Source organism: Alphaproteobacteria bacterium, from assembly GCA_040220875.1.
Taxonomy (GTDB): domain Bacteria; phylum Pseudomonadota; class Alphaproteobacteria; order JAVJVX01; family JAVJVX01; genus JAVJVX01.
On record JAVJVX010000003.1, the window covers coordinates 66900 to 89018 of the forward strand.

A 22119-nucleotide genomic window follows, 5' to 3' on the forward strand; every position below is an offset into this window, starting at 1 on the left:
CGTTCCACCCCTGCCTATTCCGCTAAAAGACCCGGCATCATCCTGAGCCATTCGTGAACTGTCTGAACGTCTTTGACCGCGTATCCGGCGGCACTGTTTCCGTTGCCCACCTTGACGCCGAACCCGCCCATGGTGTTCACCACTCGAAAGCCATCCTCGTCGGTTATGTCGTCTCCGATGAACACCGGCCGCCGGCCCCGGAAGGGCGCGTACTGCATCAGCGCCTCGATGGCCGAGCCCTTGTCGGCCATATCCGACTTTATCTCGACGACGCATTTCCCATGCATCACATGATAACCGTCGAGACCCTGACAGAGAGAGGCCACGAGTGCGAGAATGTCGTTCTCGGCCGCCGGCGCCTGCCGGTAATGGAGCGTCGCCGCTGGCCCCTTGTCCTCAAAAACCACACCGGGACGCGCGGCGGCGAACGCCGCGAGGCGCGACTTGACGGCGTCGATCCGGGGCGGGTCCAGGCGGGTCACGGCATTTTCGCCCGGCAGGCGCCGTTCGAGCCCGTGGATGCCCGCCGCCGCCATGGTCAGGGGTGCCATGAAGCTGTCGAGATCGGCGATGGTACGGCCGGTGATAACGGCGACGGCACCCGCCAGTTCGGCGACCACACCCCGGAGTATGGGAATCATTTCCGGGTCAAGCGCCACGAGATGGGGCGCCTCCGCGATTTCGGCGATTGTGCCGTCGAAATCGAGAAACAGGGCCCAGTGACGGGACGGGGCCGGCAAACCGGCTGCATCGGAAATCAATGAGGTCATCTGCGGTCGGAAAATCTGAACGCGGCCAGCCTACTGGAACTCGCGGGCGCGATCCATCGGCCAGGGCAACCGGCGGCGAAATGTCTAGGCGGCGGGGCCGAATTCCTCTTCCGCCTCCCGGACCGCCTTCTTCCAGGCTTTTTCCGACTTGTAGGGACCGAGCGGCTTGACGTCCTTGTCCCTGGCGGGCTTGACCCCGCCCTTTTTCGGAAGTTCCTTGAGGAACTGTCCCTCGCGGGTCAGGATGATGATGGGCCGCTTCTTGCGCGAAAAGGCCTTGCGCATCGTGGCCGAATAATCCTTGTAGGTCTCGAATTCTTCGGGGTCACGCTCGAAAAGATAAAGATGGGCGTCGAGGCATTCGCTGACGAAGCTGGCCGTCACCTGGCGCAGATTGCTGATCACCCAGCAGCGATCCTCGAAATCCCAATAGGTGGCGAGTCCGATCACTTCCTTTTCGCGTGAAACATACGGAAAAAAGGGGAAGGCGCGGCAAGCCAGTGTGCGGTTGTCCCGTTCACAAAAGGCAGCGCCCTTGCACTCGATCGCCTTGCAGGACGTGCCGGCTTCCTTAACGATGTCCCGGCCCGCCTTGTCCTTCGGCTTGTAGCCGTGCCAGAGATCGGTGCGCTTCTGCAGAAGCTTCCACTCGGGTTTCACCACCACCGGCACCGCGTGATCCGTGCTGCAGCAGACCGGGCTGCCGCCATTGAGCGGCGCGCATTTCCTGCCGCAATCCAGCCGGGCTACCGGTGCCTTGAAAGTGTCGTAAATATACCGGAAATCCTTCTGGGTAAGCGGGTGTTTGCGGGCCATGCCAGTCCTGTCACGAATGGTTGCGTTACGGCGCTTAACCTAACAGGAAATCATGACGATCCCAAAGCGGCAATGCGGCCCGGGTGTCCCTCAGCGCTCGTTGAGGAACACGCCGATAATCTCGAGATGTGCGGTCCAGAGGAACTGGTCGATCGGCTGCACATGCGCGAACCGGTAACCGCCATCCATCAGAATCCGCGCATCGCGCGCGAAGGTCTTCGGATTGCACGAGACGGCGACCACCACCGGCACCCGGCTTCGGGCGAGCGCGGCGGCCTGGGCCGGGGCGCCGGCGCGTGGCGGGTCGAACACGACGGCGCCGAGTCCGGCCAGCTCGTCCCCCTCGAGCGGACGCTGGCCGAGATCCCGCGTCTTGGCTGTCAGCTCATAGGCAAGACCGGCCTGCCGGCCGGCGGCATCGAGCGCGGCAATGGCCGCGCTGTCGCCGTCCAGCGCCAGCACCGGGTGGCGTGCCGCGAGGCGCAGGGAGAACGTCCCGATGCCACAAAAAAGATCGGCCACTTTTGCGCCGGTCGGGCAGCCGGCGAGCGCGGCCAGCACGGCAGCGGCCAGGGCTTCTTCGCCTTCCCGCGTCGCCTGCAGGAAAGGGGCTGGGGGCGGGACGATCCGGGCCGGGCCGATCGTGAGGTGCCCCGGTGCCAGATTGGCAACCGGTTCGACCGGGCCGTCGGGCGGCCCGGCGGAAAGTCGGGCCAGCCCTGTCCGGTGGGCAAAATCGGTAAGCCGCTCGATCACATCGAGCTTGGGTCGGGCCAGGCCATGCAGCACCAGATCGACCCCGTCATCGAGACGCGTCAGGGAGATATCGAGTTGGTGTCCCCGCGCCAGAATGGTGGCAAGGACGGACCGCAGCGGCGGCAGGAGATCAAGCAGATCGGGATGCAGGATCGTGCATTCGTCAAGATCGACGATGCGTCGGCTGAGCGCCTCGTGGAACCCGAGCCTGATACCATCCGGCAGGTGTCGCACGTGCAGCCGTGCGCGGCGTCGGGTGCCGGGCGGTACCCCGATCATCGCGCGCCGCTCCTCGGGCAGGGCGCGCGCGCGGTCCAGCGCCGCCTCGAGCAGCCCGTATTTCCAGCGCCGGTAAAGTTCGGGCGCGAGGTGCTGCACGCGGCAGCCACCACAACGGGTGAAATGGACGCAGGGTGACGTTTGCCGTCCGGCCGCCGGGCTCAGCACTTCGCGAAGAACGCCGCGCCGCGCCGCGCCGGCCCGGGTTTCAATCAGGGATATGCGCGCCCGGTCGCCGGGCGCGGTGTAGGGCACGAAAACCGGGCCCTTATCGGTTGGCGCGATTCCGTCACCGTCCTGGCCAAGGGCCTCGATCTCGACAAGCATGCCGGCCGGGCTCACTCGTCCGGCGACGGCCGGTCCGGACTGCCGCGCTCGCGCCCGATCCAGCCCTTCCGCCAGAAGTAGAAAACCATGCAGGCCGCGACCAGCGCCATGAAGCCGAGAGCGATCGGATAGCCCCATGGCCATCTCAGTTCCGGCATGTTGTAGGGCGAGGCCGCGCTGTCGAAATTCATGCCGTAAAGTCCCGCGATAAAGCCCAGCGGGATGAAGATCGTGGCGATGATGGTCAGCACCTTCATCACCTCGTTCATACGGCTGCTCTGGCTCGACAGGTACAGCTCGACGAGGCCGGAAGCGATTTCGCGCAGGACCTCGATACTGTCCATGCACTGGATCGCGTGGTCATAGCAGTCGCGCAGGTAAACGCGTGTTGGTTCGGCGATCAGCCGCGAATCGTCCCGTAACAGCGCGCCGATCGCCTCCCGTTCGGGCATCAGCGCCCGGCGGATCAGCATCAGGTCACGCTTGATCCGGTGGAGCGTGTTGACATGGCGCACGTCCGGCGTTTTCAGAACATCCTCCTCGATGCCCTGCAACTCCTCGCCGTAATACTCGATCAGGGGGTAATAACTGTCGATCACGGCGTCGATCAGCGCATACATGAGGTAATCGGCCCCCGACTTCCGAATTCGCCCCTTGTCCGAACGAATGCGCTCGCGCACCGAATCGAAACAGTCGCCGGGTCGTTCCTGGAAGGTGATCAGATAGCGGCCGATCAGGAATGCCGAAATCTGCTCCGCCAGCAACTGATTTTGCTGCACTTCGAAGCGCCGCATCACGGTGAAGATGTGATTGTCGAAATCGTCGGCCTTCGGGCGCTGATACGTGTTGACGACATCCTCGATGGCGAGGCTGTGGAACGAGAATTTGTCCGATATGGCCCGGATCAGGTCGAGATCGGCAAGTCCGTTGACATTGATCCAGACCACGGCCATTTCGCTGGCCACATCCTCTATCCCTTCCGGGCCGGCAACGGTTTCCTCGCGCAGCCCGCCAGGGCCAAAGGCGATGACCTCGATTTCTGTCCGGCCGGCAAGCGGGTCGGCGATCAGTGTCCCCGGACTGGCGCCGGGCGCATGGCGGATTTTCGGCACCACGCGGTGGCGCGAACTGAAAGGAAGGCCTTTGCCGAGAATGCGGTTCTTCACCTGTGGGCTCCCGGGTTTGTCGCCGTCTCGCCCGACCCCGGCCGGGGACCGGGCGAATATCGGGGCGCGCCAGTTTTCGTTCCAGTTTTCGTCCTAGTTTTCGTCCTAGTTTTCGTCAATGACCGTATTCGCGAGCGTGCCGATTTCTGAGACTGATACCTCGACCTGGTCTCCCGCCTTCATGAAGAGAGGCGGTTCGCGTCCCACGCCGACGCCTGAAGGCGTGCCGGTGCTGATCACGTCGCCCGGCAGAAGGTCCATGAATGTGGTGATGTACGCGATCAGGTCGGGGATCGGAAAAACCAGATCGCCTACACTGCCATTCTGGACCACCTCGCCGTTCAGCCGCGTTTCGAGGGTAAGTTGACGGGGGTCGGCTATGACGTCGCGGGTTACGAGCCACGGCCCCATCGCGCCTGTCCGGCGAAAGTTCTTGCCCGGCATGTATTGCGAGGTATGGCGCTGCCAGTCCCGGATCGAGCCGTCCAACAGGATCGTGTAGCCGGCGACACTGTCGAGGGCCGTCTCGGCCGAGGTCTTGCCTGTCCGCCGGCCGATGACGACCGCAAGCTCGCCTTCGAAATCGTAGCGCTCGGACACGACGGGGCGGACGAGTGCGTCACCATGTCCAACCAGCGACCCGGGATAGCGTGGAAAAAGCGAGGGGTAGGATGGCACGTCCATGCCCATTTCCTTGACGTGGCCGAGGTAATTGAGACCGACGCAAATGATTTTCCCCGAATCGGGCAATGGCGGGAGGAGCGTGACCTCGTCGAGGGAAAGCGTGGCTTCGATGTCCTCGGCCAGCGCCGCCGCCCGCTCGAGCGCGTCATGCTCCAGCACGCCCTTCAACGTCGTCACACCGGGCGAGACGCGCTCGCGAAGATCAACGATGCCCGCATCGGTGACCGCACCGAACCCGGCCTCGCCATCCTTCTCGAATGAAACCAGATGCACCCGCTTTCTCCCTTCTTGCCTGTGTCTTCCAATAGAGACAACTTCGAGGGCGGCTTGCCAAGCCCAAACGGTGCGAAAAAATCTGTGTGTAACTTGGGGGAAAATCTCTGACGCGCGGTGGATAAGGGCGGCACCGGGCCGGGATAATTTCGGGATGACGGAGAATGAACGGGTCCGGCCCCCGCTATCGCCTCCACCTCCGCGCGCTTTGGCGGGGAGCGAGGGTGGGGATAAATTTCCGTGTCGAAATCGGCCCCGCCGAGGCCCGTCTCCGTTGACGGGCCGGTCCGCTCGCCCTACCATATCTTGTTGTCTGCCGAGTCTGTTCCCCAAATGCTGGGGAGATCAGGGGGTCGGGCGGCGACAGGGGTTGGGACACCTCCACACGATATATCCGGCCTGAAGAGGGCCCGGACGAGGTTTTGAGCGAAGGGCACGGCCCGTCGCGCCTTTCTTACAGTCGGAGCGGCACATCATGGACGGCATCAGGGACAGCATCGCTCAAGGCGGCCCGGAGGCCTCGGCCGGCGACGATCGGGCGGCGGCGACAGAGGACCGTTTCAGGTCGGGCATGGATCTGGGCCGGGCGGTGCAGTACGCCGATGGCGCACGCGTGGAGGTGGAGCATACGCGCGACTCGCGCCTGACGGTGTTCGGCAAGGCAGTGCTGGAAGATCGCTACCTCCTGCCCGGCGAGAAGCCCCAGGACCTGTTTGCCCGCGTAGCCGGCTATTACGGCGACGATGACGCACACGCGAAACGTCTTTACGACTACATCAGCCGCCTTTGGTTCATGCCCGCCACCCCCGTCCTCAGCAATGGGGGGACGGAGCGGGGGCTGCCAATCTCCTGCTTCCTGAACGAGGCGTCCGACAGCCTCGACGGCATTCTCGGCCTGTGGAACGAGAACGTCTGGCTTGCCGCCAAGGGCGGCGGCATCGGCAGCTACTGGGGCAATCTGCGCTCGATCGGGGAAAAAGTCGGCGGCAATGGCAAGACGTCGGGCATCATCCCCTTCATTCGCGTGATGGACAGTCTGACGCTGGCAATCAGCCAGGGCTCGCTTCGCCGGGGCAGCGCCGCCGTCTACCTGCCCATTCATCACCCCGAAATCGAAGAATTCATCGAAATTCGCCGGCCGACGGGGGGCGATCCCAATCGGAAGGCCCCCAATCTTCATCACGGTGTGCTGGTGTCGGATGCGTTCATGCGTGCTGTCGAGGCGGACGAGGCGTGGGCGCTGATCAGCCCGCTCGACGGCCACGTGGCGGATACCGTGTCGGCCCGGGCGCTTTGGGTGCGGCTTTTGACGGCGCGGGTCGAAACGGGTGAGCCCTACATCATTTATTCCGATGCCGTGAACCGCGCCATGCCCGAGCACCACAAGCTGGCCGGCCTGACCGTCAAGACGTCCAACCTGTGCAGCGAGATCACACTGCCAACCGGGATCGACCATCTCGGCAATGACCGCACGGCGGTTTGCTGCCTCTCCTCGCTCAATATCGAGACCTATGACGAATGGGCCGATCACCCTGCCTTTATCGAGGATGTGATGCGATTCCTCGACAACGTGTTGCAAGATTTTATCGACCGCGCGCCGGACGAGATGGCCAAGGCGAAATACTCCGCCATGCGCGAACGTAGCGTCGGGCTTGGCGTCATGGGGTTCCACTCCTTTCTGCAATCCAAGATGGTCCCCTTTGAATCGGCCATCGCGAAGTCATGGAACCGCCGGATCTTCAAGCACATCAAGGACGGCGTGGATGCCGCCTCCCAGGCGTTGGCGATCGAGCGCGGACCATGCCCCGACGCGGCCGATTACGGCATGAATGAGCGGTTTTCCAATAAGACGGCGATCGCGCCCACGGCCTCGATTTCCATCATTTGCGGCGGCGCCAGCCCGGGGATCGAGCCCATTGCGGCCAACAGCTTCACTCACAAGACACTCTCGGGCTCCTTCAATGTGCGCAACCGCCATTTGACGAAGCTGTTGGAGGAAAAGGGGCGCAATACGGATGAAGTCTGGTCCACCATCACGGTGAACGGCGGCTCGGTCCAGCACCTTGATTTCCTGACCGATGACGAAAAGGCGGTTTTCAAGACGGCGTTCGAGCTGGACCAGCGCTGGGTAATCGAGCATCAGGCCGACCGCACGCCCTTCATCGACCAGGCCTCCTCGCTCAACCTGTTTCTGCCGGCCGACGTGCACAAGCGCGATCTGCACCAGATCCATTTCCAGGCCTGGAAGCGCGGGTTGAAGTCACTCTACTATTGCCGGTCGCTTTCCATTCAGCGGGCTGAATCGTCCGAAGTCGCCCGGGCGCCGGACTCGGCCCCCGAGGCCGTCAGCCCGGCGGAACCCGTCAATTATGAAGAATGCCTCGCCTGCCAGTAACGGCCGGCGCCATTGGAGCCAAACCATGTCGCTTCTGACCGAACGCGTCGTCTACAAGCCGTTCCAGTATCCTTGGGCCTATGACGCCTGGCTCACCCAGCAGCGGATTCACTGGTTGCCGGAGGAGGTGCCGCTCGCGGATGACGTGAAGGACTGGCGCCGGAAGCTGAGTGAGGCGGAGCGCAACCTTCTCACCCAGATTTTCCGCTTTTTCGTGCAGGCCGACGTCGAAGTGAACAACTGCTACATGAAGCACTATGCCCGCGTCTTCAAACCGACCGAGGTGCAGATGATGCTGGCGGCATTCTCCAATATCGAAACCGTACATATTGCCGCCTACAGCCATCTTCTGGACACGATCGGGATGCCGGAACTGGAATACGAGGCGTTCCTCAAATATGCCCAGATGAAGGACAAGTACGACTTCATGCAGGAATGGGGCGTCGACACGCCCGAGGACATCGCCAAGACGCTCGCCGTGTTCGGCGGGTTCACCGAAGGCCTTCAGCTTTTTGCCAGCTTCGCGATCCTGCTCAACTTCCCGCGGTTCAACAAGATGAAGGGCATGGGGCAGATCGTCACCTGGTCGGCGCGGGACGAATCGCTGCACACCAATTCAATCATCAGGCTGTATCGTACCTTCGTGAACGAAAATCCCTCCATCCGCACCCCCGCGCTGGAAAAGGCGCTGCTCGGCGCGTGCGAGACGGTCGTCAGTCACGAAGATGCCTTCATCGATCTCGCTTTCGAAATGGGTGGGGTCGAGGGCCTCGGTCCCGAGGAAGTGAAGGCCTATATCCGCTATATCGCCGACCGCAGGCTCACCCAGCTCGAACTCGCGCCCCGTTTCGGGTTCAACCAAAACCCGTTGCCCTGGATGGACGAGATGCTCAATGGAATCGAGCATACGAATTTCTTCGAGAACCGTGCGACGGAATACTCCAAGGCCGCGACCCGGGGCACCTGGGAAGAGGCCTTCGCCTGAGCAAGAGGCAGGCCGGAAGAGAAAGGGATCGCCAGGATGGACACAAGCGAGATTCAGACCAGTCTTGAAGGGCTGGTCGGCGCACTCGGCGACGGGTTGAGCCAGTATGGGCCCGGCCTGCTGGGCGGACTCGTCATCCTGGTCGTCGGCTGGGCCATCGCCAACTGGGCCCGGCGGGGACTGGATCGGGCCCTGGGCAGATATCCGCGGATGGATGTCACGCTGCGCCGGTTCCTCGCCAGCCTGGTCAAGTGGATCATCCTCGCGGTCACGTTCGTTGCAGTGCTCGGTCAGTTCGGCGTCCAGACGACCAGTCTTCTGGCGGTCCTCGGCGCGGCCGGCCTCGCCATCGGGCTCGCCTTGCAGGGAACCCTGTCCAACCTGGCGGCGGGGGTCATGCTGTTGCTGTTCCGGCCATTCCGCGTGGGAGATTATGTCGATCTGGACGGAATCGCGGGGACGGTCAAATCCCTTGACCTCTTCATGACCGAGCTCAGCACGCCGGACAATGTTCAGATTCTTGTGCCCAATGGCAAAATCTGGGGCGCGGCCATCCAGAACTTCAGCTTTTATCCGACGCGGCGCGTCGATATCACGCTGGGTATCGATTATGCCGACAATATCGATCTCGCGCTCGACACGATCCGGTCCGTGGTGGACCGGGACCCGCGCTGCCTCAAGGATCCCGAACCCCTCTATGTCGTGGGCGAGCTGGCGGACAGCTCGGTCAATATCATTGTCCGGGTCTGGTGCGAGAATGCGGAGTACTGGCCGCTCAAATTCTCCCTGACCAAGGCGCTGAAAGAGGCGCTGGACAACGCCGGCATCACCATCCCCTTCCCGCAACGCGTCGTGCACATGACGGGCGAAAGAGCGTCCTAGGCGCAGTTCGGCCGTTCCGCAATGATTGCTGCCGACGATACCCTCGCACTCTGGACGAGCCTCCTTGCCCTGGCAGCGGCGGGATTCTGGTTTGACCGCACGCGTCTGGGCGGCCGGTTGTCCGGCGTCGTGCTGATTCTCGTCGCGGGTCTGGTTCTGTCCAATCTGAATGTCCTGCCCATGGCGGCGCCGGTCTACGACCATGTCTGGACCTATCTCGTGCCCCTGGCGATTCCGCTCTTGCTGGTACAGGCAAACCTGGCGCTGATCGTCCGGGAATCGGGGCCCACCCTGCTGGCCTTCCTCCTGGCGGCGCTAGCCACCCTGGCCGGGGTCCTCCTCGGCATTTGGCTGGTCCCGCTGGGGCCGGAGACGGCCAAGCTCGCCGGGATCTTTGCGGCCACCTATATCGGGGGCTCGGTCAATTTCGCCGCCGTCGCCAGCATGCTGGCCCTCGGTGACGATGCGGTGCTGGCTGCCAGCCTGGCGGCCGACAATCTGGGCGGGACGCTCTATCTGATCGTGCTCATGGTGTTGCCGTCCCTCGCCATCCTGCGGCGTTTTCTGGGTGATCGGGAGTTGCGCAGCGAGGGACAGGACGGCGTGTCCACATCCGCGCCTGCGGTCCCCTTCAGCCCGACGGGCGTGGCCATGGCGCTGGCTCTGAGTGGCGCCATCGTTCTGCTGAGCCGGGTGCTGGCCGCATCGGTCGGCCTTGCGCCGTCCTATATTCTGCTCGTCGCGACCGCCTTGACCGTGGCGCTGGCGACGCTCGTGCCCCGGCTGCCCAGCCGGCTGCCGGGCGCCTACGAGCTGGGCACGCTGATGATGTATCTGCTGTTCGGGACTATCGGGGCCGGCGCGGATCTCTCGGCCCTCCTCACCCATGCGCCCCAGATCATGGCGTTCGTCGCCATTATCCTCACGACCCATCTCTGCCTGATCATCCTGCTTGGCCGGCTGTTCCGGCTGACAGTGGCGGAACTGGTCATCGCGTCCAATGCCGCCGTGATGGGGCCGGCGACCGCCGCGGCCATGGCGGGTGCCCGGGGCTGGCGGCCGCTGGTTACGCCGGCCGTCCTGTGCGGCGTGCTGGGTTATGCCCTGGCCAATTTCATCGGCACGGCGCTGGCAGCGTTCCTCGGTTAGTGGTGAGCGGCCTTAAGTCCCGATAAAATAATAATTTATTCGGGCCGTTGAAACTTTCGCCAACTGACCCAACCTCTCAGGGGCGGCGTAGAACGATGGTAACAGTTGCGTGCCGGGCGGTTTCCCCCTGTGAAGCGCCGGGACGCAGGATTACCATAAATAAAAGAAGGGTAGATCCGCTCATGGCCAACTTCACCCGTCCACTTCGCTCCGCACGGCGCAACCTCGTCAGCCGCCCGCTTCTCCATTGGTTCAAATCCGTCATGCCGCCGGTTTCCGAGACCGAACGCGAGGCGATCGAGGCGGGCTCGGTCTGGTGGGACCGCGAGCTTTTCTCGGGCCGGCCTGACTGGCGCCTGCTGCGCGACCTGCCGGCGGCGCGGCTCTCCGACGACGAGCGGGCCTTCATGAACGGGCCGGTGGAAGAACTCTGCGCCATGCTCGACGACTGGCAGATCAATTTCGAACTGAAGGATCTGCCGCCCGAGATATGGGACTTCCTCAAACAGAAGAAGTTCTTCGGCATGATCATCCCCGAGGAATATGGCGGTCTCGGATTTTCCGCCTTCGGCCATTCTTCGGTGGTGATGAAGATCGCGACGCGCTCGATCACGACCGCCGTGACGGTGATGGTGCCCAATTCCCTCGGCCCGGGCGAGCTTCTCATTCATTACGGCACGGATGAGCAGAAGAGTTATTACCTGCCGCGGCTGGCCTCGGGCGAGGAACTGCCCTGTTTCGCCCTGACCGGTCCGCTCAACGGGTCGGACGCGGCCAATATGCCGGACGAGGGGGTCGTTTGCTGGGGCGAGGTCGACGGAAAGCGCACGCTTGGCATGCGCGTCAGCTGGGATAAGCGCTATATCACGCTGGGGCCGGTGGCGACGCTCCTTGGGCTCGCCTTCCGGCTCAAGGACCCGGACGGCCTGCTTGGCGTGGGGGGCGATCTCGGTATCACGCTGGCGCTGGTTCCGACGACGACGCCGGGTGTGGAAATCGGCCGGCGGCATTACCCCGCGCATCAGGCTTTCCAGAACGGCCCGAACCGGGGCCAGGATGTGTTTATCCCGATGGATTGGGTGATCGGCGGCCAGGACCGGGTCGGCCAGGGCTGGCGCATGCTGATGAGTGCGCTGGCGGCCGGCCGGGCAATTTCCCTGCCCTCGCTGTCCACTGGCGGGACCAAGGTCGCCGCGCGCAGTACCGGCGCCTATGCCCGTGTCCGCCGGCAATTCGGCATCCCGATCGGCAAGTTCGAAGGGATCGAGGAGCCGCTCACGCGGATCGCCGCCTCCGCCTATATGCTCGAGGCGGGCCGCCAGGTCACGACAACGGCGATCGATCAGGGCGAGAAGCCGGCGATCCTGTCGGCCATCATGAAGTTCCACGCCACGGACGCCATGCGTCGCGCGGTCGATGATGCCATGGACGTCCATGGCGGCAAGGCCATTTGCGAGGGGCCGCGCAACTATCTCGCAAATGCCTATCACGCGATGCCGGTCAGCATCACAGTCGAAGGCGCGAATATCCTGACCCGCAGCCTGATCATCGCGGGCCAGGGGATTTTCCGCTGCCATCCCTATGTGCTGACGGAAATGCTGGCGGCAAGCGATCCCGACGAGGCGGCCGGGCTCGAGAAATTCGATGAGGTGTTGTATCGCCACATCTGGTTCGATATCTCGAACGTGGCACGCACCTTTTTTCACAATCTCACCTTTGGCCGCCTCGCCGGCTCGCCGGCGGCCGGGGATCTCAGGCCCTATTACCGCCAGATCAGCCGCTGGTCCGTGACCTTCGCGACCATGGCCGAAATCCTGATGGCGACGCTCGGCGGCGGGCTCCGGCGGCGGGAGAAACTCTCGGCCCGCATAGGGGATGTCCTGAGCGACCTTTACCTCGTGAGCTGCACGCTCAAACGCTTCGAGGATGACGGCAGGCCCGAGGACGACCGGCCGCTCGTCCAATATACCGCGCAGGCGGCGTTCCACCGGATCCAGCAGAGGTTTGACGAGATCTTCGCGAATTTTCCGCTCCGGCCCGTGGGCTGGCTGCTGCGCTTCCTCACCTTCCCGCTGGGCCGGCGGGTCAAGGCGCCCGATGACCGGCTTGGCCAGAAGATCGCTGAAATTCTTCTCGCCCCGTCCGACACGCGCGACCGGCTGACGGAAGACATTTTCATCGGAGATGAAAGCCAGCCGCTCGGCCAGCTCGAGGCCGCCATGATCGCGGCCATTGACGCCGAGCCGCTCGAGCGCAAGATGAAAAACGCGCGCCTGTCCGACATCGATGCAGCCGTGGCGGCATTCGTTCTGTCGGCCGACGAGGCGGACCGGCTGCGTCGGGCGCGGGCCTTGGCGTTCGAGGTAATTGCGGTCGACGACTTTGCGCCCGAGGAGATCAGTCCGCGTTCGTCCTATCCAAGGAATTATCCGGGAGACACGCCATCGCCTACACCAGCACCAACGACGTCACCGGCCGCACCGTCTACGTCGTAGACGGGACGCGCACGCCGTTTTTGCGCGCGCGCGGCCGACCGGGCCCGTTTACGCCGGTTGATCTCGCGGTTGCGGCCGGCCGGCCGCTGCTTCTGCGCCAGCCCTTCGAGGGGACGGCGTTTGACGAGGTGATCCTGGGCTGCGCGGCGCCCGTCTCGGAAGAGATGAACCCCGGGCGTGTGGCTGCGCTCCGTCTTGGCCTTGGCCACCGCATGCCGGGCTGGACGGTGCAACGCAATTGCGGCTCGGGCATGCAATCGGTGGAAACGGCCTGGCGCTATATCGCCGACGGTCGGGCCGACCTGATCCTGGCCGGCGGCACCGAATCGCTCAGCCATACGCCCCTTCAATTTAACCGCCACATGGTGGATTGGCTGGCCGATCTCGCCCAGGCGAAGTCGGCCACGGCTCGGCTCAAGGTACTGGCCCGCTTCCGGCCGCATTTCCTGAAACCGGTTATCTCGCTCGAGCGGGGACTGACTGACCCGACCGTGCAGATGAACATGGGCCAGACGGCCGAGGTGCTGGCCGACCGGTTCAATATTTCCCGCGAGGCGGCGGACGCCTATGCCGTACGGAGCCACCAGCGCCTTTCGCGCGCGACGGCGGAAGGGTTCCTCGTCGAGATGGAGCCGATTTTCGATGACCGGGGCAATCTCTACGACCATGACGATGGGGTGCGTCCCGATTCAACGGTCGAGCGGCTTGGCCGGCTGCGCCCCGTTTTCGAGCCGCCCTGGGGCAAGGTGACGGCTGGCAACTCGTCCCAGATCACGGACGGGGCCGCCTGGCTGATCCTCGCCAGCGAGTCGGCTGTCAATCGCTACGGGCTCGAGCCCCTCGGCCGGATCTCCGGCAGCCAGTGGTCGGCGCTTGACCCCGCCCAGATGGGACTGGGGCCGGCGCATGCCTCGGCCGCGCTGATGCAGCGCTATCGTCTTGGCGTGGGGGATATCGACGCCTGGGAGCTGAACGAGGCTTTCGCGGCCCAGGTGCTTGCCTGCCTCAAAGTCTGGAAGGACGACGCTTATTGCCGCGACCAACTTGGTCTCGAGGGCGCGCTCGGCGAGATCGATCCGGAACGCCTCAATGTTGATGGCGGGGCCATCAGCCTTGGTCACCCGGTGGGGACGAGCGGAGCGCGCATCACCCTGCATCTGTTGCACGTCCTCAGGCGTCTCGGCGGGCGGCGGGGGATCGCCACGTTGTGCATTGGCGGCGGCCAGGGGGGCGCTCTGCTGGTGGAGCGTCCCTAGTTTAGCCCACAAGTTTGGCCGACGAGTTTGGCCGACGAGTTTAGCCCAAGGCGGAGCAGGCTCAACCGAAGGAAATGAAAGAGAGAGCTTCAGTGACTGGACCTTCCCATCTCGATACCCGGCTTCGGCAGTCGGCCGCACCGGAAACCGCCCAGGCGAACAACTGGACGGGGTGGCGGGACAGCGACGGGGTCTTCTGGCTCTATTTCGACCAGGCGGGCTCGGAGACCAACACGCTCTCCGAAGCCGTCCTCGGCGAGTTCGCGCATGTGCTGGACCGCATCGCGGCCGATCCACCCCAGGGGCTCGTGATCGCCTCGGCCAAGCCGGGCGGCTTTATCGCCGGTGCCGACGTGCGTGAATTCCAGGCGGCGGAATCGGCCGATGCGCTTCGAGAAAAGGTGCGCCGGGCGCACGCCGTCTTTGACAAGCTCGAGGGGCTGCCGTTTCCCACCGTGGCCATGATCCACGGCTATTGCATGGGTGGCGGACTCGAACTGGCGCTCGCCTGCCGCTACCGCATTGCGCGCGAGGATAGCGCGCTGGCTTTTCCCGAGGTCATGCTGGGTATCTATCCGGGGTTCGGCGGGACCGGACGCCTCACGCGCCTCCTGCCGCCACTGACGGCGATGGAAATGATGCTGTCAGGCAGAACCTGGCGGGCGCGACAGGCGAGGGCGTCCGGCCTGGTTGATGCCGTGACCCAGGATCGGCACCTCGCGGATGGCGCGGCCGCGGCCGCGCTCGGCCGGTTCCGGCCCCGGCGGCGGCGCTCGAAAATGCGTGCGTTAAATATTTGCCTCCAGAATTCAGCCGCCCTGCGCCCGCTTCTCGGCTGGCTGCTGCGCCGGGGTGTGAAGAAACGGGTCCGGTCCGATCATTATCCGGCGCCTTTCGCGCTGATCGATCTCTGGGTCAGGAGCGGCGGGCGCAAATCGGCCATGCAACGGGGCGAGGCCCGGGATGTGCCCGATCTCCTGACGGGAGCGGTCGCGCAAAACCTGATACGGGTTTTCTTTCTGCGCCAGCGCCTGAAAGGACTGGCGAAATCCGACGGCGGGCCGGTTTCACACGTGCACGTCATCGGCGCGGGAACCATGGGCGGGGATATCGCGGCCTGGGCCGCGCGCCGCGGTTGCACGGTGACACTGGAGGATCGCGAGGCCAAGTTCATCGCGCCCGCAATGCGCCGGGCCGGCGAGCTTTTCCGCCGGCAGTTGCGGGAACCTTGGCGCGTGCGTGACGCTCTCGACCGGCTTATTCCCGATCCGGCGGGCCGCGGCGTCTCGGAGGCCGATCTCGTGATCGAGGCGGTACCCGAGAAGCTCGACCTCAAGACATCGCTGTTCCAGCGGATCGAGCCCCGGATGAAGCCCGATGCCATCCTCGCCACCAACACTTCAAGCCTGCCGCTGGAAGAACTGGCCCAGGTTCTCTCACGCCCCGAGCGCCTGATCGGCCTGCATTTCTTCAATCCGGTCGCGCGAATGCCGCTCGTCGAGGTGGTCCGGGGGAGGCAAAGCGGCGAGGCGGCCTATGCCCGCGCGCTCGCTTTCTGTCACCGGGCGGACAAGCTGCCCCTGCCGACACGAAGCGCGCCGGGCTTCCTCGTCAACCGCGCCCTGATGCCCTATCTCCTCGAAGCCGTCACCCTGCTGGAAGAGGGTTACGCGGCGGAGACGATCGATCAGGCCGCGCTGGATTACGGCATGCCCATGGGACCGGTCGAGCTTGCCGATACGGTGGGGCTCGACGTTTGCCTGAGCGTCGCTGATGTCCTTTCCGGTCATTTTGGCGGCACCGTGCCGGCACGGTTGCGCCGTCTCGTCGAGGATGGCCGGCTGGGGCGCAAATCGGGCCAGGGTTTCTACAGCTACAGGAACGGCAAACCCCGCAAGTCCCGCCGGGCGCCGGCGCCGCCCGGCGACATGGCCCATCGGCTGCTCAACCCCCTCGTCGAAACCTGCCGGACCTGCGTGGAAGAGGGGATCGTCGAGGATGCCGATATGGCGGATGCGGGGCTCATCTTCGGCGCTGGCTACGCGCCGTTTCGGGGCGGGCCGCTGCACGATATCGCCGAGCGCCGGCGCGAGGCGTCGGGCCGTGAGTGACACAAGTCACCTGATCCCGCCGCAGGACGCGGTCACGCTGGACGGTCTGCTGCGCCGGCGCGCGGAGCGTACGCCGGACCTGCCGGCTTACCGTGAGTTCGATGCCGCCCGGTCCGACTGGGTGGAATGGCGTTGGGGTGAGGTGGCGGACGAGGCGGCGCGTTGGCGCGCCGCCTTCGCGGCCGAGGACCTCGTCCCCGGCGACCGGGTCGCGGTCCTCGCCCCCAACGGGCGCAACTGGGTGCTGTTCGACCAGGCGGCCCTCGGCGCCGGCCTTGTCACCGTGCCCCTCTATGTCGAGGACCGGGGCGAGAATATCCGCTATATCCTCAAGGATTCGGGCGCGAAGCTTCTCTATCTCGACGACGAGTCGCGTTGGGCGGATATCGGCGGCAACAAGGACGGCGCGGCGCGTGACGAGCTGGCCGGGCTTGTGCGTGTGGTCACGAAAGGGGGGGTGAGCCAGCGCGCCGATCCGCGCCTGACCTCTCTCGATCGCTGGCTGCCGGACAAGGGCACGGACCATATCCGCGCGCGCGAGCCTGATGATCTGGCAACGATCGTCTATACGTCGGGCACGACGGGCGCGCCGAAGGGCGTCATGCTCTCCCATCGCAATATTCTCGAGAATGCCTGGGCCGGTCTGCAAAGCATCTCGATCTATCCTGACGATGTCCTGATCTCCTTTCTGCCGCTGTCCCATACCTTCGAGCGCACCGTCGGATATTACACCCCGATCATGAGCGGTTCGCTCGTCGCCTACACGCGCTCCATCCCCGATCTGGCCGAGGACCTCACGATCATCCGTCCGACGGCGATGATTTCGGTGCCGCGCATTTTCGAACGGGTCCATGAGCGGATCATGGCTCAGCTCGATGAGGGCCCCGGTTTCCGCAAATGGCTGTTCAACAGGGCCGTTGAAATCGGCTACAGCCGCTTCGAGCGGCGTCAGGGCCGGGCTGGCTGGCGTCCGGGTCATCTTCTGTGGCCGCTTCTGGACCGGCTGGTGGCGGCGAAAATCCGCGCGCGCCTCGGCGGTCGGCTGCGCTTCGCGGTAAGCGGGGGCGCCGCGCTCCCGCCCTTCGTTTCGCGCGTGTTTCTGGGACTTGGCGTCAATGTCCTGCAGGGTTATGGCCTGACGGAGGCCGGGCCCATCGTCTCTGTCAACAAGCTGAGCCGCAACATTCCGGAAAGCGTGGGGCCGCCGCTTGAAGGGGTGGAGGTGCGGCTCGGCGAGAATGACGAGCTCGAAGTATCGGGGCCCAACGTCATGCTGGGTTACTGGCAGCGTGCGGACGCGACAGCGGACATGATGACAGGTGACGGCTGGCTTCGGACCGGGGACAGGGTGCGGATCCATGACGGGTATATCTATATCACGGGGCGGATGAAGGAGATCATCGTCCTCGACAACGGCGAGAAAGTCCCGCCCGGCGATATGGAACACGCCATCGCCACGGACCCGTTGATCGATCAGGTCCTGGTGCTGGGCGAGGGGCGCCCTCATCTCGCGGCGCTCGTCGTGCTAAATGGCGAGCAGTGGCAGCGCGTCGCCGAGAGAGAAGGGCTGCCTGTTGATCCCGGCGATGGCCGCGACGAGCGGGTGGAGCGCTTCCTGCTCGGCCGGCTGGATGCGGCGCTCCACGCCTTTCCCGGCTATGCGAGGATCTATCGGGCTGCCATCGCGCAAGAGCCGTGGACGGTTGAGAACGGCCTGATGACGCCAACCCTTAAAATCAGGCGGCCGAAGGTGCTGGAGCACTACGGCGAGCAGATCGAGGCGATGTATCAGAGCCGTCTGGCCCGGAAGGAATGAGAGTCAATTCGGCCGCTACCTAAAGCTGCGTGATCTCGGGCGGATATTCCTCTGCCCAATTGAGCCCCTTGTAATTGAAGCCGTGTTCAAGGTTCGGCTTGATGACGGCGAAATACGGCGAAATATCGAAGTCGCGCGGCGTGTACAGGCTGTGGTGGCGGATGTGCAGGATTTCGCGCTCCATATATTCCTGCCATCGCTTCGAATAACGCCGCTCGGTCCGGATCAGGGGCAGGACCGGGTAGCGGATTGCCTGAAAGGCCTGCGCGATCAAGGTGGAGCAGATGGCGCGCGTCGGGTCGCCGCTGCCCAGCGCCAGCATGCGCCGCCGAAAACGTACCGGCACGGGGGGCAGCGGGAACAGATAGCGCAGCAGGTCGGTTACGTTTTTCAAGTCGTATTGCAGGCCGAGGCTTGAGACCATGAAGTCGATGAGCACCTTGCGGTCCTCATCTGTCAGCCCGACCGGCCTGCAGATACGGGTATGAAAATCCTCGTATTTCGAGAGAGGCACGGCGACGACGCCGTTCTGCAGGTCCGCCTCGATCAATGTCATTGGCTCGGTCCCGTCGGGCGATCCGCCCAGGGCGTCGCCGATATAGAAGGCAGCGTGGGACCAGGTAGACTGGGTCAGGTATTTGATGATCATGCTGATGCGCCTATCGCCCTCAACGAGCAGCACATCGCCCGGCCGGAGATTTTCGCGCAGAAGCTGCGGGGAGGATGTCGCCGCTGGCTCAAAGTTGGGCGATGCCTTGTCAAGGTAATCGGCAATCGCCCGGCTTATCTTTTCCCGAATACGGCCAAACATATCGTGTCTTGTCCTCTTTGAGCCGGCCCTTGCGGCCCCGGCTGCCTCCGGCGCGTGAGATGGGCCCGCGCCAGTTTAGGCGAATTTCCCGACCGGTAAATATGACACCATCGCCGCCCTGCTCTTCCCGCCCGGACGGCCCGGAGGTGTGTACGCCGCCCGGCGGGTGCGATATAACTCGCCGGGCCGGGCTGCCGGCCAGCCGATCGGTCACAAAAAGCAGGAGAAATCATGGCGGATCAATTGCTTGACGTCGTGGGTATCGGTAACGCCATCGTTGACGTGTTGAGCCACGCCGAAGACCCGTTCCTCATCAAGCACGATCTCGTGAAGGGGACGATGAAGCTCATCTCCGCCAGCGAGGGCGAGGCGCTCTATCGCGAAATGGGAGCAGGTGTCGAGACGTCGGGCGGCTCGGCCGCGAACACCATCGCCGGCATCGCCGCGCTCGGTGGCAAGGGCGGTTTTATCGGCAAGGTACATGACGACGAGCTGGGCAAGATCTTTGGCCACGATATCCGGGCCCTTGGCGTGGAGTTTCCCGTCCCGGCGGCGACCACCGGCCAGCCCACGGCGCGCTGCCTGATCCTCGTAACCTCCGACGCGCAGCGCACGATGCAGACATTTCTGGGGGCTTCCAGCGAACTGGGTCCGGACGACGTCGACGAGGCTTTTGTCCGTGGCGCCCGGATCACATATCTCGAGGGCTACTTGTGGGATCCGCCCAGGGCAAAGGAGGCCTTCGTGAAGGCGGCCGAGATCGCCCACGGTGCCGGCCGGCAGGTGGCGCTGACCCTGTCCGATCCATTCTGCGTCGATCGTCACCGGGCGGATTTCAAGAACCTGGTCGATGACCATATCGATATCCTGTTCGCCAACGAGGCGGAAATCACCTCGCTCTACGAAGCGGACTCCTTCGATGACGCGTTGCAGGCCGTGCGCGGCAAATGCGCCATCGCGGTCCTGACCCGCAGTGAGAAGGGGGCCGTCATCCTGGCGGATGGCGAGGTGCATGTGGTCGATGCCGCCCCTGTGGCCCGGGTAGTGGATACGACCGGGGCCGGCGATCTTTACGCCGCCGGTTTTCTTTTTGGCCTGACACGGGGCGAGAAACTGATCACCTGCGGCCGGTTGGGGGCACTCTGCGCGGCCGAGATCATCAGCCATTATGGCGCCCGACCCGAGTCCGATCTGGCCGAGTTGGTCAAAACCGCTGTGCACGCCTGAGTTCGCCGGCCGGAGGGAACGATCCATGGCAGAGGGCGCATCTTCGCCACGTATTATCGACGGGAAGGCCTATGCGGCCGGGCTGCGCGCGAAGCTGGCGGCCGGGGCTGCGCGTCTCAAGGACAGCCACGGCCTCATCCCGGGTCTCGCCGTGGTGCTGGTGGGCGACGATCCGGCCAGCCATGTCTATGTTGGCAGCAAGGAAAAGCAGACGGTCGAAGTCGGTCTGCGTTCCTTCCGCCATGACCTGCCGGCGGATATCGACGAGGCCGATCTCCTGGCACTTATCGATCGGCTGAACCGCGATCCGGCGGTGCACGGCATCCTGGTGCAACTGCCGCTCCCGCCCCAGATCCGTGCGCTCGCCGTGATCGACGCTATTAGCCCCGACAAGGATGTGGACGGATTCCACGTGGTCAATACCGGACGCCTGTGGACAGGCGGCGCCGCGCTGGTGCCGTGTACGCCGATGGGGTCGCTGATGCTGATCGAGGACGTGCTTGGCCAGGATCTCTCCGGCAAGCACGCCGTCATCGTGGGGCGCTCCAATATTGTCGGGAAGCCGATGGCGGCACTCCTGCTGGGCGCCAATGCGACCGTGACGGTGGCCCATTCGCGCACGGCTGATCTCCCGGGGCTGTGCCGTCGCGCCGATATTCTGGTCGCCGCCGTCGGTCGGGCAGAGATGATCAGGGGCGACTGGATCAAGCCCGGCGCGGTCGTCATCGATGTCGGCATCAACCGCCTCCCGCCGGCCGAAGCCGGCGAGAAAGGCCGGCTGGTCGGGGACGTCGCCTTCGAAGAGGTCTCTCGCGTGGCCGGAGCCATCACGCCGGTCCCTGGCGGGGTCGGCCCGATGACCATTGCCTGCCTGCTTTTGAACACACTCACCGCCGCCTGCCGTCAGCACGGCGTGGCACCGCCCGCGCTGTAGACAAGGCGGGCCGAGGCGCGGTGTTTGAGTTGAATCATGGCCGCCACCGGACTCAGGGCTAACGTCGCAACGAACGTGGCCTGTTTACAGAAATTGCGTCTCGCGAGGTATCATGAGCCTTAATCCGACTGTCGAAGCCTTCTTCGATCCGGCCACGTTCACCGTGACCTATGTCGTCTCGGAGCCGGGCGGCAACAACGCCGCCATCATTGATTCCGTACTCGACTACGATCCTAAATCGGGACGGACCGCGACCGATTCGGCCGATAAAGTGATCCGATACGTCAACGAGAAAGAGTTGAATATCAAATGGATACTTGAAACCCACGCGCATGCCGACCATCTGACCGCGGCGCCGTATCTGAAAGAGAAGCTGGGCGGCCGGATCGCCATCGGCGCACATATCACGGAAGTGCAGGGGATCTTCGCCAAGGTTTTCAATGCCGAGCCCGATTTCAGGAAGGATGGCTCCCAGTTCGATCATCTTTTCACGGATGGCGAGGTATTCCACATCGGTTCGCTCGAAGGGCGTGTGATGCACACACCCGGCCATACGCCCGCCTGCATCACGTATGTGATCGGTGATACGGCTTTTGTGGGCGACACGCTTTTCATGCCCGATTACGGAACGGCCCGCGCCGATTTCCCGGGCGGCGATGCGGCGACCCTCTATCGCTCCATTCGCACCATTCTGGCCCTGCCGGGCCGGACGCGAATCTTCCTGTGCCACGATTACAAGGCGCCCGGACGTGACGAATTCGTCTGGGAGACCACCGTTGATTCCGAGCGGCGGGAAAACGTGCATATCCATGATGGTGTCAGCGAAGAGGAATTCGTCGGGATGCGCACCGAGCGCGACAAGACGCTTGATCCTGCCATCGGTTCAGGTCAACATGCGTGCGGGGCATTTTCCGCCACTCGAGGAAAACGGGGTCTCGTATTTGAAGATCCCTCTCAACCAACTTTAGGCAGGACGCGGCCCATCCG

Annotated in this window: 16 protein-coding genes and 1 pseudogene; 11 read left to right on the forward strand and 6 right to left on the reverse strand. The window is 64.1% G+C overall.

The annotated features are described in order from the left end of the window. Window positions 1-14 precede the first annotated feature (14 nt). The 5 genes from otsB to RLQ26_00385 form a co-directional block, all read right to left on the reverse strand. Window positions 15-770, reverse strand: coding sequence for a trehalose-phosphatase (gene otsB, locus RLQ26_00365; GenBank protein MEQ9087178.1), 756 nt, complete (start codon window positions 768-770; stop codon window positions 15-17). Between the two features lie 84 nt (window positions 771-854). Further along, window positions 855-1586, reverse strand: coding sequence for a hypothetical protein (locus RLQ26_00370; GenBank protein MEQ9087179.1), 732 nt, complete (start codon window positions 1584-1586; stop codon window positions 855-857). A 90-nt stretch (window positions 1587-1676) separates the two neighbouring features. Then, window positions 1677-2948 carry a class I SAM-dependent RNA methyltransferase gene (locus tag RLQ26_00375; protein ID MEQ9087180.1) on the reverse strand — a complete coding sequence of 424 codons (1272 nt, stop codon included), beginning with the start codon at window positions 2946-2948 and terminating at the stop codon, window positions 1677-1679. An 11-nt stretch (window positions 2949-2959) separates the two neighbouring features. Next, window positions 2960-4114 (reverse strand): magnesium/cobalt transporter CorA, encoded by a 1155-nt coding sequence (gene corA / locus RLQ26_00380; protein ID MEQ9087181.1) that lies wholly within the window; start codon window positions 4112-4114, stop codon window positions 2960-2962. A gap of 105 nt (window positions 4115-4219) precedes the next feature. After that, window positions 4220-5071 carry a fumarylacetoacetate hydrolase family protein gene (locus RLQ26_00385; protein ID MEQ9087182.1) on the reverse strand — a complete coding sequence of 284 codons (852 nt, stop codon included), beginning with the start codon at window positions 5069-5071 and terminating at the stop codon, window positions 4220-4222. 571 nt (window positions 5072-5642) lie between these two features. Between RLQ26_00385 and RLQ26_00390 the strand changes: the two genes are divergently transcribed. The 8 genes from RLQ26_00390 (at window position 5643) to RLQ26_00425 (ending at window position 18160) form a co-directional block, all read left to right on the forward strand. Continuing rightward, a complete protein-coding gene (locus tag RLQ26_00390) occupies window positions 5643-7466 on the forward strand; it encodes a ribonucleoside-diphosphate reductase subunit alpha (protein MEQ9087183.1) in 1824 nt (607 codons plus the stop codon). A 25-nt stretch (window positions 7467-7491) separates the two neighbouring features. Further along, on the forward strand, window positions 7492-8451 hold the full coding sequence (locus RLQ26_00395; protein MEQ9087184.1) for a ribonucleotide-diphosphate reductase subunit beta: 960 nt from the start codon (window positions 7492-7494) through the stop codon (window positions 8449-8451). A gap of 36 nt (window positions 8452-8487) precedes the next feature. Further along, window positions 8488-9333, forward strand: coding sequence for a mechanosensitive ion channel (locus RLQ26_00400; protein MEQ9087185.1), 846 nt, complete (start codon window positions 8488-8490; stop codon window positions 9331-9333). Between the two features lie 21 nt (window positions 9334-9354). Beyond that, window positions 9355-10482: a DUF819 family protein gene (locus tag RLQ26_00405; GenBank protein ID MEQ9087186.1), complete on the forward strand. Its 1128-nt coding sequence runs from the start codon at window positions 9355-9357 to the stop codon at window positions 10480-10482. 182 nt (window positions 10483-10664) lie between these two features. Beyond that, window positions 10665-12977: an acyl-CoA dehydrogenase gene (locus tag RLQ26_00410; GenBank protein ID MEQ9087187.1), complete on the forward strand. Its 2313-nt coding sequence runs from the start codon at window positions 10665-10667 to the stop codon at window positions 12975-12977. 20 nt (window positions 12978-12997) lie between these two features. Beyond that, window positions 12998-14233, forward strand: a complete 1236-nt coding sequence (locus RLQ26_00415; GenBank protein MEQ9087188.1) for an acetyl-CoA C-acetyltransferase — start codon at window positions 12998-13000, stop codon at window positions 14231-14233. Window positions 14234-14325: 92 nt separating this feature from the next. Then, window positions 14326-16344: a 3-hydroxyacyl-CoA dehydrogenase NAD-binding domain-containing protein gene (locus RLQ26_00420; protein ID MEQ9087189.1), complete on the forward strand. Its 2019-nt coding sequence runs from the start codon at window positions 14326-14328 to the stop codon at window positions 16342-16344. Then, complete coding sequence (locus RLQ26_00425) at window positions 16337-18160, forward strand: long-chain fatty acid--CoA ligase (protein ID MEQ9087190.1); 1824 nt, start codon at window positions 16337-16339, stop codon at window positions 18158-18160. Before RLQ26_00420 ends, RLQ26_00425 begins: the two co-directional genes overlap by 8 nt. A gap of 19 nt (window positions 18161-18179) precedes the next feature. Here RLQ26_00425 and RLQ26_00430 read toward each other — a convergent pair whose 3' ends face one another. Then, entirely contained in the window at window positions 18180-18971 is a 792-nt protein-coding gene (locus RLQ26_00430) for a lipo-like protein (protein ID MEQ9087191.1), read from the reverse strand. A gap of 231 nt (window positions 18972-19202) precedes the next feature. Between RLQ26_00430 and RLQ26_00435 the strand changes: the two genes are divergently transcribed. The 3 genes and pseudogenes from RLQ26_00435 to RLQ26_00445 all read left to right on the forward strand — a co-directional run bounded on the left by RLQ26_00435 (window position 19203) and on the right by RLQ26_00445 (window position 22100). Then, window positions 19203-20198 carry an adenosine kinase gene (locus tag RLQ26_00435; GenBank protein MEQ9087192.1) on the forward strand — a complete coding sequence of 332 codons (996 nt, stop codon included), beginning with the start codon at window positions 19203-19205 and terminating at the stop codon, window positions 20196-20198. A gap of 25 nt (window positions 20199-20223) precedes the next feature. Continuing rightward, entirely contained in the window at window positions 20224-21132 is a 909-nt protein-coding gene (gene folD, locus RLQ26_00440) for a bifunctional methylenetetrahydrofolate dehydrogenase/methenyltetrahydrofolate cyclohydrolase FolD (protein MEQ9087193.1), read from the forward strand. A gap of 112 nt (window positions 21133-21244) precedes the next feature. After that, a pseudogene (locus tag RLQ26_00445) lies at window positions 21245-22100 on the forward strand (MBL fold metallo-hydrolase). Window positions 22101-22119: the final 19 nt, after the last annotated feature.

Bases quoted from the DNA above. Each gene is read 5' to 3' on its own strand.
- otsB (MEQ9087178.1), bottom strand. From the start codon at position 770: ATGACCTCATTGATTTCCGATGCAGCCGGTTTGCCGGCCCCGTCCCGT.
- RLQ26_00370 (MEQ9087179.1), bottom strand. From the start codon at position 1,586: ATGGCCCGCAAACACCCGCTTACCCAGAAGGATTTCCGGTATATTTAC.
- RLQ26_00375 (MEQ9087180.1), bottom strand. From the start codon at position 2,948: ATGCTTGTCGAGATCGAGGCCCTTGGCCAGGACGGTGACGGAATCGCG.
- RLQ26_00390 (MEQ9087183.1), top strand. From the start codon at position 5,643: ATGGATCTGGGCCGGGCGGTGCAGTACGCCGATGGCGCACGCGTGGAG.
- RLQ26_00395 (MEQ9087184.1), top strand. From the start codon at position 7,492: ATGTCGCTTCTGACCGAACGCGTCGTCTACAAGCCGTTCCAGTATCCT.
- RLQ26_00400 (MEQ9087185.1), top strand. From the start codon at position 8,488: ATGGACACAAGCGAGATTCAGACCAGTCTTGAAGGGCTGGTCGGCGCA.
- RLQ26_00405 (MEQ9087186.1), top strand. From the start codon at position 9,355: ATGATTGCTGCCGACGATACCCTCGCACTCTGGACGAGCCTCCTTGCC.
- RLQ26_00410 (MEQ9087187.1), top strand. From the start codon at position 10,665: ATGGCCAACTTCACCCGTCCACTTCGCTCCGCACGGCGCAACCTCGTC.
- RLQ26_00430 (MEQ9087191.1), bottom strand. From the start codon at position 18,971: ATGTTTGGCCGTATTCGGGAAAAGATAAGCCGGGCGATTGCCGATTAC.
- RLQ26_00435 (MEQ9087192.1), top strand. From the start codon at position 19,203: ATGGCGGATCAATTGCTTGACGTCGTGGGTATCGGTAACGCCATCGTT.
- folD (MEQ9087193.1), top strand. From the start codon at position 20,224: ATGGCAGAGGGCGCATCTTCGCCACGTATTATCGACGGGAAGGCCTAT.